The organism is Comamonas sp. 14P8.1.4, from assembly GCF_057799285.1.
Window position 1 is genome coordinate 26024 of the sequence record NZ_JBYOKN010000002.1, and the last position, 19423, is coordinate 45446.

General features: G+C 59.7%; 14 protein-coding genes and 1 pseudogene. 12 read left to right on the plus strand and 3 right to left on the minus strand.

What is annotated here, in order from left to right:
- Positions 1-91 precede the first annotated feature (91 nt).
- The 8 genes and pseudogenes from AC27VO_RS04755 (at position 92) to AC27VO_RS04790 (ending at position 8975) form a co-directional block, all read left to right on the plus strand.
- On the plus strand, positions 92-691 hold the full coding sequence (locus AC27VO_RS04755) for a LysE family translocator (protein WP_488665576.1): 600 nt from the start codon (positions 92-94) through the stop codon (positions 689-691).
- Between the two features lie 226 nt (positions 692-917).
- Complete coding sequence (locus AC27VO_RS04760) at positions 918-2102, plus strand: aminotransferase-like domain-containing protein (protein ID WP_488665577.1); 1185 nt, start codon at positions 918-920, stop codon at positions 2100-2102.
- Positions 2103-2205: 103 nt separating this feature from the next.
- Positions 2206-3144: a PhzF family phenazine biosynthesis protein gene (locus AC27VO_RS04765; protein WP_488665578.1), complete on the plus strand. Its 939-nt coding sequence runs from the start codon at positions 2206-2208 to the stop codon at positions 3142-3144.
- A gap of 29 nt (positions 3145-3173) precedes the next feature.
- Positions 3174-3839 (plus strand): annotated as a pseudogene (locus tag AC27VO_RS04770) (PhzF family phenazine biosynthesis protein); the annotation flags it as partial.
- Positions 3840-4077: 238 nt separating this feature from the next.
- Positions 4078-5268, plus strand: a complete 1191-nt coding sequence (locus AC27VO_RS04775) for an imelysin family protein (RefSeq protein WP_488665579.1) — start codon at positions 4078-4080, stop codon at positions 5266-5268.
- Between the two features lie 92 nt (positions 5269-5360).
- Positions 5361-6839, plus strand: a complete 1479-nt coding sequence (locus AC27VO_RS04780) for a di-heme oxidoreductase family protein (protein ID WP_488665580.1) — start codon at positions 5361-5363, stop codon at positions 6837-6839.
- On the plus strand, positions 6839-7840 hold the full coding sequence (locus AC27VO_RS04785; protein WP_488665581.1) for an imelysin family protein: 1002 nt from the start codon (positions 6839-6841) through the stop codon (positions 7838-7840). The genes AC27VO_RS04780 and AC27VO_RS04785 overlap by 1 nt, the downstream gene beginning before the upstream one ends.
- A gap of 4 nt (positions 7841-7844) precedes the next feature.
- On the plus strand, positions 7845-8975 hold the full coding sequence (locus tag AC27VO_RS04790; RefSeq protein WP_488665582.1) for a DUF1513 domain-containing protein: 1131 nt from the start codon (positions 7845-7847) through the stop codon (positions 8973-8975).
- A gap of 90 nt (positions 8976-9065) precedes the next feature.
- Here AC27VO_RS04790 and AC27VO_RS04795 read toward each other — a convergent pair whose 3' ends face one another.
- Both AC27VO_RS04795 and AC27VO_RS04800 read right to left on the minus strand, forming a co-directional pair.
- Positions 9066-10208 (minus strand): cytochrome-c peroxidase, encoded by a 1143-nt coding sequence (locus AC27VO_RS04795; RefSeq protein ID WP_488665583.1) that lies wholly within the window; start codon positions 10206-10208, stop codon positions 9066-9068.
- Positions 10209-10381: 173 nt separating this feature from the next.
- Positions 10382-12919: a hypothetical protein gene (locus AC27VO_RS04800; RefSeq protein WP_488665584.1), complete on the minus strand. Its 2538-nt coding sequence runs from the start codon at positions 12917-12919 to the stop codon at positions 10382-10384.
- Between the two features lie 143 nt (positions 12920-13062).
- Here AC27VO_RS04800 and AC27VO_RS04805 point away from each other — a divergent pair, with 143 nt between their 5' ends.
- Together AC27VO_RS04805 and AC27VO_RS04810 are read left to right on the plus strand one after the other, a co-directional pair.
- Positions 13063-13734, plus strand: a complete 672-nt coding sequence (locus tag AC27VO_RS04805; RefSeq protein ID WP_488665585.1) for a histidine phosphatase family protein — start codon at positions 13063-13065, stop codon at positions 13732-13734.
- A 134-nt stretch (positions 13735-13868) separates the two neighbouring features.
- On the plus strand, positions 13869-14498 hold the full coding sequence (locus AC27VO_RS04810; RefSeq protein WP_488665586.1) for a hypothetical protein: 630 nt from the start codon (positions 13869-13871) through the stop codon (positions 14496-14498).
- Here AC27VO_RS04810 and AC27VO_RS04815 read toward each other — a convergent pair.
- Positions 14480-15376 carry a creatininase family protein gene (locus AC27VO_RS04815; RefSeq protein WP_488665587.1) on the minus strand — a complete coding sequence of 299 codons (897 nt, stop codon included), beginning with the start codon at positions 15374-15376 and terminating at the stop codon, positions 14480-14482. The genes AC27VO_RS04810 and AC27VO_RS04815 overlap by 19 nt on opposite strands.
- Positions 15377-15434: 58 nt before the next feature.
- Between AC27VO_RS04815 and AC27VO_RS04820 the strand changes: the two genes are divergently transcribed.
- Together AC27VO_RS04820 and AC27VO_RS04825 are read left to right on the plus strand one after the other, a co-directional pair.
- Positions 15435-16928, plus strand: coding sequence for an MATE family efflux transporter (locus AC27VO_RS04820; protein ID WP_488665588.1), 1494 nt, complete (start codon positions 15435-15437; stop codon positions 16926-16928).
- Positions 16929-16988: 60 nt separating this feature from the next.
- Positions 16989-19265, plus strand: coding sequence for a protein-disulfide reductase DsbD family protein (locus AC27VO_RS04825; protein ID WP_488665589.1), 2277 nt, complete (start codon positions 16989-16991; stop codon positions 19263-19265).
- The last annotated feature ends 158 nt before the right edge of the window (positions 19266-19423 follow it).

The following is a 19423-nucleotide window of genomic DNA, read 5'->3' on the forward strand; positions in this document are numbered from 1 at the left end:
GTTTTTTTATGTCTGCGACGGCTTGGTACAAACGTGCTGGCATGCGCTGTGCTTGCCCCCTACAGTGGTGACCGCTTCTGACACCTCTGCCATGCCTTTTCAAGAATTCACTGCCCTGCTCATTTTGGCGACAGCCATGAGCTTTTCGCCCGGCCCCAACACCACCCTGTCCACCGCCATCGCTGCCAACCACGGCCTGCGCCGCAGCCTGCGCTTCATCACGGCCGTGCCTGTGGGCTGGGTGCTGCTGCTGGTGCTCTGCGCCCTGGGCGTTGGCGCCCTGATTACTGGCATTCCCGCCTTGCGCTGGGGCATCAAAGCCGTGGGCATTGGCTACCTGCTCTGGCTGGCCTTCAAACTGTCGGGCAGCGCCCAGCTGGCGCAAGCACGTGCCTCCCAGCTGCAAGTCGGCTTTGTCCAGGGCGTGCTGCTGCAGTTTGTCAACATCAAGGCATGGCTTTTGGCGTTGACCATCGTCGCAGGCTGGGTGGCAGGCCAGAGCGACTTCACCAGCCGCATGCTGATCGTGGTGCCCGTCATGGCGTTCTACGCATTCACCAGCAATCTGCTTTATGCCTGTATTGGCGCGGCTTTACGCCAGTGGCTGGCCTGCGGCAAGCGCTTACTCTGCTTCAATCGCGGTATGGCAGCCCTCCTGGTGCTGACGGCCATTTGGATGCTTCGCGCCTGAATCGCGCTTTTTTTTTCGGAGCGACGCCTGCACGCTTTGATACTTCGCTTCACAATAGGTGCATCGGCATCACCACCTACCCGTGGCTTGACGCCAATTGCCTGCGCGCCCCACCATCCGTATTTTCCGGGGCTGCGGGGCCATGCTGCACAACGGTATGCTCTTTGCAACAAGCTTTCGCCGGCACGCGCACTCTGCGCGCGCGGCTTATTGAGATTGAGTAGTTATGACGAATTGGACCCTGGCTGCGCGTGCAGCCAAGATGAACTCCTCCGCGATCCGCGAAATCCTGAAGCTGACTGACCGCCCAGGCATCATCAGCATGGCTGGCGGCCTGCCCGCACCTGCCAGCTTCCCCATCTCCGCCTTCACCAAGGCCTGCAACACCGTGATGGAGCGCGATGGCGCTGCAGCGCTGCAGTACTCCACCACCGAAGGCTTCCCCGCGCTGCGTCAGGCCATTGCCGACTTCCTGCCCTGGGATGTCAGCCCTGAACAGATTCTGATCACCACCGGCAGCCAGCAAGCGCTGGACTTGATCGGCAAGATCTTCCTGGACAAGGGCAGCCGCATTCTGGTGGAAAAGCCCACCTACCTGGGCGCGCTGCAGGCTTTCACACCGATGGAACCCGTCGCGGTTGGCGTGAACAGCGACGACGAAGGCATGCTGATCGATGACTTCGCCGCCAAGGTGGGTTCGGGCGCAGACAAGGCCCGCGTAGCCTACGTGCTGCCCAACTTCCAGAACCCCACAGGCCGCACCATGAGCGAGGCACGCCGCCAAGCGCTGGTGGAAAAGGCCAAGGAACTGGATATCCCCCTGATCGAAGACAACCCTTACGGTGACCTGTGGTACGAAGGCGAGCCACCGCTGCCGTTGGCCGCGCGCAACCCCGAAGGCGTGATCTACATGGGTTCGTTCTCCAAGGTGCTGGCCCCCGGCCTGCGTGTGGGCTTCATCGTGGCGCCCCAGTCGGTCTACGGCAAGCTGACTCAAGCCAAGCAAGCCGCTGACCTGCACAGCCCCAGCTTCAACCAGCGCGTGGTGGCAGAGGTCATGAAGGACAAGTTCCTGGAAAGCCACATCCCCACCATCCGTGCCATGTACAAAGTGCAGCGCGATGTGATGCTGGTGGCCCTGCAGCGCGAAATGGAAGGCCTGGACGTCACCTGGACACGCCCCGTCGGCGGCATGTTCCTGTGGGTGCGTTTGCCCCAGTCCATGGATGCGCAGGCACTGCTGGCGGAAGCCGTCGAGCGCGGCATGGCCTTCGTGCCTGGCGCACCGTTCTACGCGGGTGAAGCAGAAAACAACACGCTGCGCCTGTCGTACGTGACGGTTTCGCCCGAGCAGATCAACCAAGGGATTGCAGCCCTGGCCGCCGCGATCCGCGCGCACCAAGCCAAGTAATCCAACCGCACACCAGCGGCGCTGTCACAAGCAGCGTATCGTGCTGAGCGCATAGCTTCCTGCAAGCTATGCGCTTTTTCTTTTTCTGATTGTTTCTGCCGCCATGACTGCACCTGTCGCCCCTCACCGCCCCATGATGACTGTGGACGTCTTTACCGCCGTTGCCTACAAAGGCAATCCGGTCGCCGTGGTGCTGGATGCCCGCGGTTTGGATACGGCACAGATGCAGGCCTTTGCCCGCTGGACCAACCTGTCGGAAACCACTTTTGTGCTCCCACCCAGCGATGCGGCGCGCGCCCAGGGGGCCGACTACCGCGTCCGCATTTTCACGCCCGCCGCAGAAATGCCTTTTGCAGGCCATCCCACTCTGGGCACCTGCCACGCCTGGCTGGCCCACGGCGGCCAGCCCCAGACTCAGGACCGCATCGTGCAGGAGTGCGACAAAGGCCTGATCACCATCCAGCGCAGCGCAGCAGGCCTAGCTTTCGCCAACCCCGCGACACGCGCACTCCCGCTGCCCGGGAATTTGCACCACATTTACGAAGCATTGGGAGTGAGCGCCGAGCAGGTGCTGGATGCCGCTTACCTCGACAACGGCCCGCACTGGCTGTGCCTGCTGCTCGACAGCCCCGACACCGTACTGTCTCTGGAGCCTCAATTGGCCCGTATTCAAGCGTTGGGCCACAAAGTGGGCGTCGCTGCACGCTACCAGGGCAGCGATGCCACCCCATTGATTGGCCGCGCCTGCCGCGAAGCCGAGGCATTTGCCACAGGCCTGCGCGCTGCGGCAACCCAACCCCAAGCACAACTCGAGGTGCGCGCGTTTTCCACCACGGGTGTTGAAGACCCGGTCACCGGCAGCCTCAATGGCAGCATGGCCCACTGGCTGCTGGAGCAAGGCCACCTGTCGACCCCTTACCTGGCCAACCAAGGGGCTTGTGTGGGGCGTGATGGCTGGGTAGCTATCAGCCAAGATGCGCAGCAGCAAGTTTGGGTTGGCGGCCACACCATCACCTGCGTACAAGGTGAGGTCACGCTGTGAACCCCAGCGCTGCGCGCCAGCGCCCCATGATGACGGTCGATGTTTTCAGCGCAGAGGCCTATTTGGGCAACCCGGTCACGGTCGTACTGGATGGCTGCGGCCTCGACACTGCACAAATGCTGGCGTTCACACGCTGGACCCAGCTGTCCGAAGCCACGTTTGTCTTGCCACCCAGCCCCGCTGCCCGCGCCCAAGGCGCGGACTATCAGGTCCGCATTTTTTCGCCCGCAGGAGAAATGGACTTTGCAGGCCACCCCACCTTGGGCACCTGCTACGCATGGCTGGCCCATGGTGGCCAGGCCCAGCATGCACAGCGCATTGTTCAGGAGTGCGCGGCGGGCTTGGTGCCCATCCAGCCGTTCAGCCAAGGCCTGGCTTTTGCCGCACCTCCCGTGCAAACGCTCGCCGTGCCCGATGCACTCGATGTGGTCTGTGCCGCTTTGCAGATCGATACATCCCGCATGCATGCGGTTGCCATGCTGGACGTCGGCACCCCTTGGCTGTGCCTGCAGCTGGATACCGTGGACCACTTGCTGTCACTGCGCACCAACGTCGGCGCGCTGCAAGCTTTGTCCAGCTTGTTTGATCGGGATGTCGGCATCGGCCTGTGTGCCCTGCACCACCACGGCCATGCCGAGCTGGAAGTGCGCGCCTTCACCCTGTCTGGCGATGAAGACCCCGTCACCGGCAGCCTGAACGCCAGGTGCTGCAAACACCTTATCTCGCACTGCAGGGCCGCTGCTTGGGCAGAGCAGGCCATGTCCACCTTGCACATGATGCACAGCAACAGCTTTGGGTGGGCGGCCAGTCCGCGCTCTGTGTCCAAGGCTCCGTGCTTTTATGACAGGGTTGAGTGTGTTGCTCAAAAGCAAATAAAAACAATTATCAATCCCATAAAATATTCCCCTTCATTCCTTCACTCACACATTGCATATGTACCGCTACCTGATTGCCAGCACGCTCGCCCTGGGTGCGCTTACTGTTACGCCAGCTTTTGCCGCCCAGCCCGTGGCCGCAGCCAGCGCCACTGCCAGCCAGCTGAAGGCACAGGATGTGGTGCAGCACTACAGCACCTTGGTGTATGCCAACTACAGCGACACCATCACGGCCGCCAAGCGTATGCAAAAGGCCGTTCAGGCTTTCCTGGCACAGCCCAACCAAGCCACGCAGGATGCCGCACGCAAGGCCTGGCTGGATGCCCGCGAGTTCTACGGCCAAACCGAAGCTTTCCGCTTCTATGACGGCCCGATTGACAGCGAAGACGGTCCTGAAGGTCAGATGAATGCCTGGCCCATGGATGAGTCCTATGTGGACTACGTGGAAGGCGACGACAAAGCCGGCCTGATCAACAACCGCAAGGTCGCCATCACGAAAAAACGTCTGGCTGAGTTGAACGAACATGACGGCGAAGAAAACATTTCCACCGGCTGGCACGCCATTGAGTTCATGCTATGGGGTCAGGATCTGAGCGAAACCGGCCCTGGTGCACGTCCTTTCACCGACTTTATCGACGGCAAAAAGGCCAATGCCGACCGCCGCCGCCAGTACCTGAAGGTCGTGACGGAGTTGCTGGTGGAAGACCTGGAATCTGTTGCCAAAGAATGGAAGCCTGGCGTGAAGAACAACTTCCGCGCCAAGTTTGACAAGGGCGGTGAAGCATCGCTGCGCAAAATTTTTGTGGGCCTGGGCTCGCTGTCGCGCGGCGAACTGGCCGGTGAGCGTCTGGAAGTCGCCATGGCCAGCCGTGACCAGGAAGATGAACACTCCTGCTTCTCGGACAACACCCACCGTGATGCGGTCACCAATGCCCAAGGCATCCAGAACGTCTGGTTGGGTAGCTACCATCGCATGGACGGCAGCACCCTCAAGGGCCCCGGACTGCGCGACTGGGTCGCGGCCCACGACCAGGCAGCGGCTGAAAAAACTTCGCTGCAAATTGTGAAGTCCGTTGCATCGGCGCAGAGCATTCCTGCACCGTTTGACCAAGCCATCCAAGGTGCCCGTGACAGCGCAGCGCGTGCCAGCATTCAGGCCACCATCGACTCTTTGACCCAGCAAAGCAAAGACTTGGTCGATGCAGCCAAAGCCGTCGGCTTTGAGCAACTGAATCTGGTCGAACCCTGATCGCACGCAACTTCGGTTGCTTGCGCAGTACACCGCTGCCGCCCATTTGGGCACATTAGGCAGCGGTGTATTTGTTAGGACTTTGAAAGTTTATGACCTCCTCGCACTCTTTCGGCTGGACCTTGGCCCTGGCCCTGGCCACTGCGGGCTGTACCGCCCAATCCCCCTCCAGCCCCCCCGCCGCGGCGCCTGCCCAGCCCCCCAGCGCCTTGTTTGAACGCCCTGCGGCCAATGCCCTGCCAGGTGGTGCGACCACGGTCTACTCCAACGGCCGCAATGCGTTTTCCCTGCCTGCTGCCAATTTGAGCGATGCCGAACGCACACGCTTTGTGGTGGGCAACTCCTTCTTCAAACGCAACTGGGTGCAAGCCCCAGCCTCCACCACGGCCCGTGATGGCCTGGGCCCCCACTTCCTCGCCCGCTCTTGCGGTGGCTGTCACGTGCAGGATGGCCGCGCACAGCCCCCAGACTTCCACAATCCGCTGGCACCCGAGCCTTTTGCCGGCTTGCTGATCCGCCTGTCGGTGCCAGGTGCCGACGCCCACGGCGGCCCCAAGCACGAACCCGTCTATGGCGACCAGTTCAACACCATGGGTGTCACCCGCGTCCAAGGCGAAGGAACGCTGACGCTGACGTATGAGAACCTGCCCGGCACCTATGCCGATGGCACGGCCTTCACGCTCGAAAAGCCCATCTACCATTTCTCAGACTTGGGCTACGGCCCCATGTCTGCCGACGTGATGTTCAGCCCCCGCGTGGCGCCCCAGGTCATTGGGTTGGGCCTGCTGGAAGCCATTCCCGAAGCCGACATCCTGGCCAATGCCAAGGCGCAAGCCGCCACCACAGGCCCCATCAAAGGGCAGCCCAACTATGTCTGGGATGCCTACGGCGAGCGCATGATGCTGGGCCGCTTTGGCTGGAAAGCCAATGTCGCCAGTCTGGCCCACCAGTCAGCCGGCGCTTTCCACGGAGACATTGGCATTACCTCCAAGCGCTTTCCGCAGCAGACTTGCACGGCCACACAGAAAGACTGCTTGGCGGCGCCCAACGGCAATGCCAAGGGCAAAAACGGTGTGGAAATTGAAGACTACGTGCTCAATGACGTCATCTTCTACCAATCCACCCTGGCACCTGCTGCACGCCGCAACGCCGAAGATGCGCAAGTGCTGCGCGGGGAATCCCTGTTCCACGCGGCGCAATGCGCGCAATGCCACCGCCCCAGCTACACCACCGGTGCGGTCCTGTTCCCCAGCCTGAGCAGCAAGGCGCTGTCTGGGCAACAGATCACGCCCTACACGGATTTGCTGTTGCACGATATGGGCCAAGCACTGGCCGATGGCCGCCCGGACTTCGCCGCCAATGGCCAGCAATGGCGCACACCACCGCTGTGGGGTATTGGCCTGATTCCGGCGGTCAATAACCACCAACGCCTGCTGCACGACGGACGTGCCCGCGGTGTCGCCGAGGCTATCTTGTGGCATGGTGGCGAAGCGGAACAAGCGCGGGAACAATTCCGTCACATGCCTGCGCAAGACCGTGCAGCCCTGGTTCAATTTGTGGAATCTTTGTAATGCGTTATCGCACCTCTTCTCTGGGCTTGGCCCTGCTTCTGACCGCTTGGAGTGCACAGGCAGCACCCACTGCGCCGCCGTTGACGTCGGGCGCTGCCGCCCAGGCGTTGTACGCCCAGTGGTTTGTGCCTCAGTCGGCTCAGGCCAGTGCAACCGCTGAGCAACTCCAGCGCCAGCTGCAGCAGTACTGCGCAGGCAGTGCCAGCCTGGAGCAGGTGCGCACGCAATTCAGCCAGACCAGCCAGGCGTGGGAGCGCCTGTCCGCACTGGCCATGGGCCCCCAGATTGAACGCCGCACGGCCCGCATGATTGACTTTCAGCCCATGCGCCCTGCGCTGCTGAAATCTGCCTTGCGCAAGGCCCCCAAGGATGTGGCCGCCATGGAAACCATTGGTGCACCTGCCAAAGGCTTCCCTACGGCCGAGTATCTGCTGTGGACCCAGGTGGCCGCCGCACACACCCCCGCCTGCCACTACACCACGCTGGTCGCGGGCGACTTGGCCCAGGAGCTGCAGGCACTGCACCAGGCCAACCAAGCCGCCAGCCAATCCACGCAACTGGATTTCGACAGCACAGGGGAATTCCTCAACCAGTGGATCGGCGGCCTGGAACGCCTGCGCTGGCAATCCATGGAAAAACCCTTGCGCAGCGCCACCGCAGACAAGCCCGCCCAAGTCACCCGCTCGGCCAGCCAGGGCACGCTGCAAAGCTGGAAAGCCCAGTGGAGCGCCTTGCACACCCTGGCTGTGGGTGATGCCCAGCATCCCGAGCAGGTGAGCGTTGCCCGCCTGGTCGAAGTGCTGGGCTGGGAGCGTTTGGCCAACGAAGTGCGCGATGCCGCGCACAAAGCCGATGCCGCAATGCAAGCCATCAACCAGGTTGACTTGAACAGCGTGGCACCCGCCAGCAAGGCGCTAAGCCAGCTCAAGCACTTGGTTGAGAACGATGTGGCGCTGGCGCTGGACGTCACCATCGGTTTCTCGGACGCCGATGGCGACTAGCCCCATGGTTGCAACCCGCCGCCAATGGCTGCAGGGCGCGGCCCTGCTGGCTTGCCTGCCGCTGCGAAGCAGGGCACAGGCTGCGTCCACCCAACTGGCTGCCGCCTGGGCCGTAGGGCCCGAGTTGTTTGTCGGCGTGGTCCAGATGCCGCCTGACGCGCGCGCACCGCTGCACATCGTCCATGCCCATGCCGTGCCCACCCGGGCCCACGGCATGACCCAGCTGTCCGACGGCACGCTGCTGTTCGCCAGCCGCCGCCCCGGTGACTGGCTGCTGCGCGTGCGCCCGGATGGCAGCGAACACTGGCACTGGATTGAACCTGATCGCGCCTTCAACGGCCACGTCATTGCCAGCCAGGATGGCCAGCACCTGTACACCACCGAGACCGACCTGGCCGACAGCCAGGGCCTGATCGGCGTACGGCATGCGCAGACGCTGGAGAAAATTGCCGAGTGGCGTACCGGCGGCATGGACCCGCACCAGCTGCTGCTGGACCGCGACGGCAGCCTGATGGTGGCCAACGGTGGCATCCCCACGCAGCCTGAAACCGGCCGCCGCAAACTCAAGCTCACGCACATGGACTCGTCCATCGCACGGTTGAATCCGCATGCCGACGGTGCCATCGCGGGCCAATGGCGCCTGACGGATACACGCCTGAGCTTGCGCCACCTGGCCTGGGGCCCTGCCGTGGCGTGGGCGCCGGAGCGCCGCTGGCTCGGTATTGCCCTGCAGGCCGAGCACGACCGTGCCGAAGACAAGCAACGCGCCCCGGTGCTGGCCCTGTTTGATGGCCAGCAGTTGCATGCTGCACCGCTGCCTGCGAACTCCGAGTGGCAGGGCTATGGCGGCGACATCAGCTGCAACGGCACCCACTTTGCGGTGAGCTGCCCACGGGCCGATCTGCTGACCTGGTGGCAGCCCCCCCCCACAGCTCAAGCACAGGGCCACTGCCTGCGCCAGGACAGCCAGCCCGGCGTGTACTGCATCAGCAACGACAGCGTGATCCACCCCCTGCAACCCCGCCCTGCGCCGCTGTGGTCCGGCGGTACGCAGCAAGTGCAGCAATGGCCTGGATCACAGGCAGTGGCCAGCACCGCCGCGCTGGCGCTGGACAACCACTGGGTGCAGATTTAAGCGCACGCCGCGCTTCTTTAACTCCCTAAAAACAAAGAGCCAGTTTTCATTGAAAACTGGCTCTTTCGCTTATCTGGCAAGGGCTAGCAGCTACAAAAGTCGCAGCCACTCCACCAAGGCATCGATCTCTTCGGCATTCAGGTTGATAGCCTTCATGTGCGGCGACTTGGGCGGGATGTAAGGGTCTTTTTCCGGATCACCGGCAACCACCCCCATACCGATGTTGTACAGGCGCATCAGCCCATGCATGTCCGGGAACAAGCCGTTGTGCATCCACGGCCCGGCGTAGAACACGCCGCGCAAGCTGGGCGTCTTGAACTTGCCCAGATCGTCCTTGTCGCGTGTGGCTTCAAAACGGCCCAAGTCCTGGTTGCGGCGGCTGTAGAACGACAGGCCAATATCGTGGAACTCGTTGTCCGTCAGCATGGGACCACTGTGGCAGTTCATGCAGCGTGCCTTGGTGCGGAACAGGTGCAGGCCCAGCAGCTGCTGATCGGTCAGTGCCTGGGTGTCTCCCGCAATCACTTGGTCTGCCACCGTCTTGGGCGGGCGCACCGTACGTACAAAGCTGGCCAACGCACCCACCATGCCATCCACGCTGATGCTCTGCGTGCCATAGGCGGTTTGCATCAACGCCTTGTACTGCGGCTGTGCATTCACGTGGGCCAGCGCAGCCTCCAGGGTGTTGTTCATCTCAAACGTGTTCTGGATCGAGCCCTTGGACTGCTCTTCCAGCGAAGCGGCACGGCCATCCCAGAACAACTTGTCGGCAAACGGTGCACCAAACAAAGGCTGCGCCCTGCGGCGGCCCATCATCTTGTCTTCACCCACGCTGAGCGCCAAACCATCACCAAACGATTTGTCGGACTGGTGGCAAGAGGCACAGGCCACCTCCCCCTTGCGTGACAAGCCTGGATCAAAGAACAGCAAGGCCCCCAGTGCACGTTGCGCTTCTTCTTTGGCATTGGCGGGCGGCTGCACTGCTGGCACGGGAGCCATTTCACGCCAAGCCTTGCCAGCATCGATGCTCGGCTGAGGCCACTGGCTGGGCAACCCTTGGTATTGGCTGCGCAGGCAGTCCTTGTCCCAACCCTCTTTCGCACCACATGTGAAAGCCTGGTTATTGACAGGCTGAAGCAGACGGCCGACCGCCGTGTTGGGCGCGGACTCCTTGGCCAGCTGGGTGGTGGCATTGGCCTGCACCTTGACTGCTTGCGCCATGGCTGTAGACATGCACACCAGCGCACTGGCTGCACTGGCTGCACAGGCCATACGCAATGCAAGCGAAATCTTTCTAGCTAGACTTAGTCTCATTTTCAATCTTTAAAATTAAAAAGCGCAGCCATTTTATGGGCTGCGCATCTTGCATTGTCTGCATTAGATCATGCGAGGGAATTTTTCACTTTTTAAAACTCGTAGCCAACTCGCAACGTCGCTTGACGTCCTTTTTCCAAAAGGTACCCCTGATCATCATGATCATATTGATTAGATTTATTAAAAACGTTTTCCAAAGTTAATTCAGCATAAATTTTAGATAACTTTGAGAGTTTCCAATCTTTAGAAAATTTCAAATCAAAATTAATTGTATTTTCCATTTTCACATCATCCCAAACATCCAAACCATTTAATTTAGATATTTTAGCGACTTTCTCATAGCCTTTTTTAATTCTAATAATACTATCCAATTTAAAACCGTAATCTTTAAAATCAGTTGATGTCATAAACCTCAACGTCCATGGGATATTATAGTTTTGCACAGGAAGTTCATAGTCATTAATCAAGTCACCTTTATAATAAACTTTATCAGCGGTACCATCTTCACTAAATACTCGGTCATTCCAGCTACTATGGGTAGATTTCTTTTTTGAATAATCAAAAACCATAGACATGAAATTTTCAGTCTTATGAATAATAAATGGTTTTTTGTTTTCCATGGAAATGGAGAAAACATTAAACTTACTTGATCCAGAATTATCCCAGAAAAAAATTCCACCTTTTGCATATGAACCGACCTCATCCTTTGAATCTCTTTTCACATACTTAAACTTCCAATCGAAGTTTTTAAACGAAAAGTTATAACCAATAGATGCTTCATCTGTAAATGGTGTTTTCAGATCGTCAGGCCTAGCTGGCATCACATTATCAGCCGCAACAACCCAAGGCTGAATCACCCCCCCGGTAATTTTTCGAGTTTCAAAAGGCGATTGCAGAGACCTTTTCTTATAATAAATACCAAATGCCTTCATGTTTTGGCTGTAATATCTATTTAACCCAAAATGAAAAGATGAATCCAAAGAATTTTCAAATTTATAAATAGAATAAAAGCGTGGTGCAAAAGAAATATCTTTCGATGTAGAGAATTTATCCCATCGACCGCCAAATATTACAGAAAGAGCACCAAAATCCATTCGATCAGACAGATAAAAAGAATTATATATTGATTTGTAATTTATTTCACCCGCACGGTACTTTGCTCTTCTATTCAGGTATTGCCCATATGCCTGCAAAGAACCATCTGCTTTATAAACAGGGACGAGAGAACAATATTCAGAGTCAACGCCACCCGTACTTAAATTACACGTAGTTGCATTGGGACTCAGACCACCCGTCGTTGCTGTTTGATACTGATAATAATCACTATTTCTTTTATAATTAAAATCATCATATTCAAATTCCCAACCCAAATCAATGCTATTTTTTATACCAACAATATTAAATTCATCTAGTGCTGCGCTAATTTTGTAATTGAATACACTCTCTTTTTGCTCGATGTCACCAACGCCACCTTCAATACTACTGGAGTTGGCCCACAAAGTTACGCCGGTTTTACTGTTAACACTTAGTTTCCCCCAGTTTTTTTCAGGTGAAAACCTCCAGGTTTTACGCTCATCCAGATCTGAAAATTTTGAAGACTCTGTCTCTTTATAAGAAACCCTATGTGAGACACGTGCATTTAAAACATTATGTGAAAGTCCAAGACTCAAATAACCGCCACCCGCTTTATTTTGGTAACCACTATTTTTTATATTCTCAGCGAACCCTTCATAGGTACTGGGCAAAAAGTTAATAGAAAAATCGCCACGCACATCAGCAGAATTATTTAAAAATCCTTTTAAATAAAGGTTTTCAGATTTACTAATCAGATCCTTGTAGTTATCGCCAACATTACTCATATACCCTTGAGAATAAGTTCTCAGTGGAATTTCTGATGTTTTTCTAGAATAGCTACCAACCAACCCCAGGTTTTCACTAAAACGAGATTCAAAGTTTCCTCGATAAATCCACTTATCAAACTTCTCATGGTTATCAGTGCTTGTCGATTCCGAACTATCACGCCCTTTCTTCTCCAACCACTTGTCTTTTGTATGCTCTATAGAAAAACCACCACCGAATTTTTTGGTAGGTGCACAAACATCCATTTCGACGACTCCACCCATGAATCGCCCATAACTAGCAGGCACATTACTGTCTAAGACCTTTAAGTTGCAAAGCAGTTTTGTGTCAATCGCCAAGCCTTGAGAACTATCTACTTCAGGAGTATCGTTCGCATTACTGAGCCCAATAACTCCGCCTGAAATATTACTTTTGGTTGAAACTCCATCTATTAGGAAATTATTATCATAAAATTTTGCACCATTGATAGATATATTTTCAGGAGATATAGATCCTGGCGAATTACTACTTAATTGAGAATTATCAAAATTAACGCCAGAATTCCTTATTAATAGCCCACCTATATTTCCATTAACATTCGGCGTCGAATCAATTATTTTTTTACTGTAGCTCGTTGTACCTATCGACTCCTCATACGCCTCTTCCACAACTTGAGTCTCTGGCAGCATCACCTGTTCGATGGCTTCGCTCTCTTGACCATATGCCACCGACAGTGAGCAAGCCCCAAGTACTGCCACGACTGAGCCCCCCACGTATTTTTTATTTCTCATGATTTGAGTTTGATTTTCTTAATTTCAAAAGAAGCGCAATGCTAACTATTCTCATTCCATATTTTACAAAGTAAACACGTGCTTTTGCTTTAGGTCACAAGCAAGACAGACGTGCTTGACAGGTCTCTTCACAATTCCCGCCCATGGGAACCATCTACCTCGTACGCCACGGCCAGGCTTCGTTTGGCGCCGATGACTATGACCAGCTCAGCCCGCTGGGCGAGCAGCAAGCTCAACAGCTGGGGCGTTACTGGCAGGAACGCGGCATGCGCTTTGATGCGGTGTACACCGGCACACTCAGGCGCCATGTGCAGACGCTGGACGGTATCCGCCAGACGCTGACGCCCTTGCCGCCGTCCGAAGCCTTACCGCGACTGAATGAATACGACAGCCACGCCCTGATTCGCTGCGTGCATCCGGAGCCACTGGGCCCGGTCGAAACCCCTGAGACCTACCGCACACACTTTCGTCTGTTGTGCGATGCTCTGGCGCAGTGGATGGCAGGCGTCATCAGCCCCGAAGGCATGCCCAGTTGGGAAGATTTTTCCGGCGAAATACGCCATACGCTGGAGCAAATACGCCGCCAGCACCATGGCGGCAATGTTCTGGTGGTCAGCAGCGGTGGCCCCATCTCTACCGCCGCCAGCCTGGTGCTGGGTGCGCCAGCGGAAGTCTCGATTGCGCTGAATATGCGCATCCGCAACACCGCCGTGACCGAGCTGAGCATGAGCGCCAAGCGCCTGATGCTGCAAACTTTCAACACGCTCAACCATTTAGACAGCGCCCAGACGCAGGACTGGGTGACGTTTGCCTGACCCAGCCTTGCTGGATCAACCACTGACGGGGCAATGCGCAGCCCCACAATGCCCCGTCTGACAGCCAAACCGCTCCGTTTGCGGCAAGGTAGACCCTGGCCCAGTACCCTTGCTGGAATGCCTTGGGAGTTTGTATGTGGATGCCTTTTACCGACGATGCCCTGGAACCGCTGCCCTCTGTGCAAGACATGACAGCACTGCGCGCCCTGCTGAGCGATGCTATTCAGCCCCACCAGGCCATTGCCATGCTCGATGTGGGAAACCACCGCAGCCGCTTGCTGATTGGTGAAGGCGACACCGGCCACCCCCAACCCGTCTTTCATCACCTGCAACTGGGCGTGGACTTGCTTGCCACCCGCACCTTCCAGCGCGGCATGCCCAGCGAGGCACAGCTGGAGCAGGGCATCATGCTGGTGGAAGATGCTGTCATGCCCGTGGCGCGCCTGATCCCGGCCAGCAATGTGTTCGCCACCCGCGACCCCTACTTGCTGGAAGTGGGGCAGCAGGCCCTAGGCATACGCGATGTGCAGGCGGCCTGGCAACAATCCGGGCGCATCCCCGTGCTCAGTCGTGAAGCGGTCGAAGCGCAGTTTGATCTGCTGGCACGCCAGGCCACGCACCCTCACCTGCCCCAGGGTGACTTGCCCCAGTCACCCCGCTGGGCTGCTGCCTTGCTGATCTTGCGGGAAGTGCTGCACCACTGGCAGCTCGGCGCAGTGCGCCTGCTGCCCCAGGCAATGCTGGCTCAGTCCCCCAAGGGCTGAGGCTGCGCGCCCACCGTATTCGCGGGCAAAGCATGAATTTCTTGTAGCAGCTGGGTCAGGCTGGCTGCGGCGCCATCAACCAAAGCTTGGCCGCGCTGCGCATCGGCTGCGGCGGCATTGCCCGCAGCACCCAGCGGGTTGTAATCCTGCATGGCCCAGCCCAGCTTGGCACTTTTGCCGTTGCCCAGAATCGGAAACTGCTGGGCCCGCACCTCGGAAGAGCTGGCAAAGTTTTGGGCGTGCTGCATGCGCACCCAGTCCGGGGCCAGGTGCAGCATCATGGAAGTTTCGGTTTCTCCACCATGCACACCAAAACGGTGCTCATGGGCGCTGAACGCCTCGTTCACGCCCACTGGCTGCGGCAAATTGAACCAGCTGCAGTGGTAGACCAGCAGGCCACACTGCATGCGCAGCTGGCGTGCCACGATGTCCATGCTGCTCACATTGCCGCCGTGGGCATTGAAGATCAGCAGCTTCTTCACCCCAGCGCGTGCCACGCAGGCGCCCAGCTCGGTCCACACCGCCAGCAAGGTGGCGGGCGACAGGCCCAGGGTGCCGGCATAGTCCTGGTGCTCCAGGCTCAGGCCAATCGACTGTGTAGGCAAGGCCAGCACGGGCACCTCGGCAGCCAGTTGGTGCAGCGCGGCATCCAGAATGCCATCGGCCAGCGTGGTGTCCACACTCAGCGGCAGGTGGGGGCCATGCTGCTCCACCGCCCCCACGGGCAAAACGGCCACGGTCTGCGCCGCCAGCCCGCTGCGCTGCGCCAGGGCGAAGTCGCGCGCGGTCACCTGCGCCCAGCGGCGCGAGGGCCAGGCCTGCAGCGGGGGCTGCGCGACAAGATCTGCAGAAGAAGAGGCATGGGGGGTTTGGCACATGCTGCAATCTTAGGCGCTGTCCGGCAGACTTGGGCAAGAGTCCATCCACAATGCCCCCATGCCATCCAGCCCCACCCGCGATCTCACCCAAGGCCCCATTGCCAGCACCTTGCTGGTTTTTTCGCTGCCGATTCTGGCGGGCAATGTGCTGCAGTCGCTCAACGGCTCGGTCAACGCCGTCTGGGTGGGCAAATACCTGGGCGAGGCCGCGCTGACTGCCACGGCCAACGCCAACATCATCATGTTTTTGCTGATCGGTCTGGTGTTTGGCGTGGGGATGGCGGCCACCATCTTAGTGGCACAAAGCATGGGCGCCAAAAACCTGCGTCAAGCACGTGTGGTGATTGGCTCTAGCGCTACGTTTTTCGGGGCTGTTTCGCTGGTCATTGCCGTGATCGGCTACCCGCTGTCGCGCCACATCCTGCAATGGATGGACACGCCCGCCGCAGCCCTGCCACTGGCCGAAAGCTATTTGCGCGTGATCTTTCTGGCCATGCCGCTGCTGTATCTGTTTGCCTTTATCTCCGCCATCTTGCGCGGTGCGGGCGACACGCGCACCCCGTTCATCTTCTTGCTGATCGTGGTGGTGCTCGACGTCATCCTCAACCCGGTGCTGATCTTTGGTCTGGGGCCTTTTCCGCAGCTGGGCATCACCGGCGCCGCGCTGGCCACCCTGGTCTCCAATGCGCTGAGCTTTGTGGCCATGCTGCTGTGGCTGTATGGGCGCAAGCACCCGCTGTGGATTGGCCGCCATGAGCTGCATTTCTTCATCCCTCAGGTCCACATCCTGCGGGCGCTGGTGCTCAAAGGCCTGCCCATGGGCGCACAGATGGTCATGATTTCTCTGGCCATGCTGATGGTGATGACCATGGTTAACAGCTATGGGGTGGAGACCTCATCCGCCTACAGTGCGGCCCTGCAACTGTGGACCTATGTGCAAATGCCCGCCATGGCGATTGGGGCGGCCTGCTCCACCATGGCCGCGCAAAACGTCGGCGCCAAGCAATGGAGCCGGGTGGATGGCACCGCCACCGCCGGCGTGCTGTGCAATGTGCTGATGACCGGTGCCCTGACCGCCCTCATCGTGCTGCTGGATCGCCAGGTGCTGGGCCTGTTTCTGCCGCAGGGCAGCGCGGCACTGGATGCGGCACGCCACCTCAACCACATTGCCGTGGGCTCTTTCCTCTTCTTTGGCGTGACCTTTGTGCTGTCGGGCGTGGTGCGCTCCACCGGCGCCGTCATGGCACCGCTGGTCATTCTGGGTATTGCCCTGTGGGGCGTGCGGGTGCCCGTGGCCAAGTGGCTGCAGCCCTGGCTGGGCGTGGATGCCATCTGGTGGAGTTTTCCCGCCAGCTCCATCTGCGCCATGCTGCTGAGCCTGGCCTACTACCGCTGGGGGCACTGGCGGCAAGCCCACATGCTGGGCCAGCCCGGCGACGAAGAAACCGTGGCCACACCCGCCGAAGTGGCCGGCCAGCCCCCTGCCCCGGTGTGTGCGCTGCGTCAACGTTTGTCGCCGCAAACACCCCCTGCCACCGCTGACAACGCCTGAAAGATCCGCACGCCACAGCGCACAGGAACCACAATACGGTTTCTGCATCCAAGCTCTGTCATGCCGATTTCTGCCTTCTCCCTTCTTCGCCATCCACGTTCCACGCTGTGGGCCTTCGGGCTTTGCCTGCTGGTGCTGTGCAGCGCCTGGTTGCCCGCCACTGCACAGGCGCAAATTCAGCTCAAGCTGGGAGGGGCAGGCAGCGCCACGGTCTCCGAAACCGTGACCACCCCCCACGTGCAGGCCCAGCTGGTGGCCCACGCCCCCGAAGGCGTGGCCCCAGGGCAGCCGCTGGAGTTGGGCCTGCGCATTCAGCACCAGCCGGACTGGCACACCTATTGGAAGAACGCGGGCGACTCTGGCCTGCCCACGCAACTGGACTGGCAGCTGCCCGCCGGCATGCAGGCCGCCGAGATTGCCTGGCCCGCACCGCAGCAAATCCGCGTGGCCGACATGCTCAACTACGGCTATGAAGGCACGGTGCTGTTGCCGGTCACCGTGCAGGTGCTCCCAGACTTTCAAGCCAGCGCCGATGGCACCGCCCCTATTCAGCTGCACGCCGCTTGGCTGGTCTGCCGTGTGGAGTGCATCCCGGAGGAAGGCCAGTTCCAGCTGCGCCTGCCGGTGGATGTGCGCGAAACCCTGTGGGCCAGCGCTTTTGAAGCCGCCCATCAGCAGGCGCCCACCGCGCTGCCGTCCGCCCAAGCCAGCGTGACAGCGCTACCCAACGGCGACCGCGTAGCCCTGCGCGTGCAAGGCCTGCCTGCCGCCGCGCAGGGGCAGACCCTGGCTTTCTACCCGGAAGCCGCTGACACCTTCCACCACGCCGCCGTGTTGGGCAAAGACTGGACCCAGGCCTGGGAAGGCCAGGTATGGACGGCCGAGCTGCCCCTGTCCGCCATGCGCGGTGTGGCACCGGCTGAGCTGGCCTTTGTGCTGGGCCTGCCCACCGCTGGCGCGGATGTGGCCCACACTCCGCCTGCCCAGGCCTGGCGCCTGACCGCGCCGGTCTCGGGCCCCTGGAAGGCGGCCGAGCTGGCCCAGGTCTCCCCCGCGCTGGCTGCGGCACTGGCCGCCAACCAGCAGACCAACAGCGCGCCCCCAGCCCCTAATGCCCCCGCCAGCACCAGTGGGCTGCTCGCAGCGCTGCTGGGCGGCTTGATCGGCGGCCTGCTGCTCAACCTCATGCCCTGCGTCTTCCCGGTTCTGGCCATCAAGCTGATGGGCTTTGCGCGCCACGGCAGCGATGCCCGCGCCCAGCGCCACAACGGCCTGGCCTATGCCGCGGGCGTGGTGCTCAGCTTTGCCGCCCTCGGGGCGGTGCTGCTGGCCCTGCGCGCAGCGGGGGAACAGCTGGGTTGGGGCTTTCAGCTGCAGTCGCCCCTGGTGGTGGCCACGCTGGCCGCCCTGTTCACCCTGATTGGACTGAATCTGGCGGGGGTGTTTGAAATCACCCATGTGCTGCCCGACCGCATCGCCAATCTGCACGCCCGCCACCCGCTGGCCGACGCCTTCCTCTCCGGCGTGGTGGCCGTGGCCATTGCCTCGCCCTGCACCGCGCCGTTCATGGGCGCGTCGCTGGGCTTTGCCGTGGGCATGCCATCGGTGCAGGCGCTCTCTATTTTTGTAGCGCTTGGCGTAGGCATGGCGCTGCCTTATGTGCTGGTGAGCTGGGTGCCCGCGCTGATCCGCTGGCTGCCCCGCCCCGGCGCCTGGATGGACACCTTCCGCCGTGCCATGGCCTTCCCGATGTTTGCCACCGTGGTCTGGCTGGTCTGGGTGATTGGCCAGCAGTCGTGCATTGATGGCGCCGTCACCTTGCTGGCGCTGCTGCTGTGTCTGGCCGCACTGGCCTGGGCCCTGACGCTGCGCGGCACCACGCGCTGGGTGCTGACGGTGCTGGTGCTGGCACTGAGCGCCTGGCTGGTCCACGGCATGGGCCGCAATCTGGTGGAACCCGCCCCGGTGGCCAGCACCGACACCGCCCCAGGTTGGCAAGCCTGGTCGGCCCCGGCCCAGGCAGCGCTGCTGGCGCAAAACCGCCCCGTTTTTGTGGATTACACCGCCGCCTGGTGCGTGACCTGCCAGTACAACAAGCGCACCACCCTGGCCGATGCCGGGGTGCTGGCTGCCTTGGCCCAGCAGAACGTGGCCCTGCTGCGGGCCGACTGGACGCGCCGTGACCCGGCGATTACCCAGGCGCTGGCCGAGCTGGGGCGCAGCGGTGTCCCCGTGTATGTGCTGCTGGCCCCAGGCCAGGCCCCGGTGGTGATGACCGAGCTGCTCAGCAAGCAAGAAGTGCTGGATGCCTTGCAGGCCATCCAGTCAAAAACATAGCTGCTAGCGCAGATGCACAAAGGGTTTCAGGCATAAATCACCTGAACCCTGACCTTCAACCGTGCAGGCCACAGATGGCGTCCGCCGCCTGCACCGTCATCGCAATATGGCGTGGGCCAAGGTTGGGTGGCTATGAAGGGGTTACCCCGGCCTTCACC

Coding starts and splice junctions, on each gene's coding strand:
- AC27VO_RS04790 (WP_488665582.1), top strand. CDS start 7,845: ATGGTTGCAACCCGCCGCCAATGGCTGCAGGGCGCGGCCCTGCTGGCT.
- AC27VO_RS04760 (WP_488665577.1), top strand. CDS start 918: ATGACGAATTGGACCCTGGCTGCGCGTGCAGCCAAGATGAACTCCTCC.
- AC27VO_RS04810 (WP_488665586.1), top strand. CDS start 13,869: ATGTGGATGCCTTTTACCGACGATGCCCTGGAACCGCTGCCCTCTGTG.
- AC27VO_RS04800 (WP_488665584.1), bottom strand. CDS start 12,919: ATGAGAAATAAAAAATACGTGGGGGGCTCAGTCGTGGCAGTACTTGGG.
- AC27VO_RS04785 (WP_488665581.1), top strand. CDS start 6,839: ATGCGTTATCGCACCTCTTCTCTGGGCTTGGCCCTGCTTCTGACCGCT.
- AC27VO_RS04795 (WP_488665583.1), bottom strand. CDS start 10,208: ATGTCTACAGCCATGGCGCAAGCAGTCAAGGTGCAGGCCAATGCCACC.
- AC27VO_RS04805 (WP_488665585.1), top strand. CDS start 13,063: ATGGGAACCATCTACCTCGTACGCCACGGCCAGGCTTCGTTTGGCGCC.
- AC27VO_RS04755 (WP_488665576.1), top strand. CDS start 92: ATGCCTTTTCAAGAATTCACTGCCCTGCTCATTTTGGCGACAGCCATG.
- AC27VO_RS04765 (WP_488665578.1), top strand. CDS start 2,206: ATGACTGCACCTGTCGCCCCTCACCGCCCCATGATGACTGTGGACGTC.
- AC27VO_RS04815 (WP_488665587.1), bottom strand. CDS start 15,376: ATGTGCCAAACCCCCCATGCCTCTTCTTCTGCAGATCTTGTCGCGCAG.
- AC27VO_RS04820 (WP_488665588.1), top strand. CDS start 15,435: ATGCCATCCAGCCCCACCCGCGATCTCACCCAAGGCCCCATTGCCAGC.
- AC27VO_RS04825 (WP_488665589.1), top strand. CDS start 16,989: ATGCCGATTTCTGCCTTCTCCCTTCTTCGCCATCCACGTTCCACGCTG.
- AC27VO_RS04775 (WP_488665579.1), top strand. CDS start 4,078: ATGTACCGCTACCTGATTGCCAGCACGCTCGCCCTGGGTGCGCTTACT.
- AC27VO_RS04780 (WP_488665580.1), top strand. CDS start 5,361: ATGACCTCCTCGCACTCTTTCGGCTGGACCTTGGCCCTGGCCCTGGCC.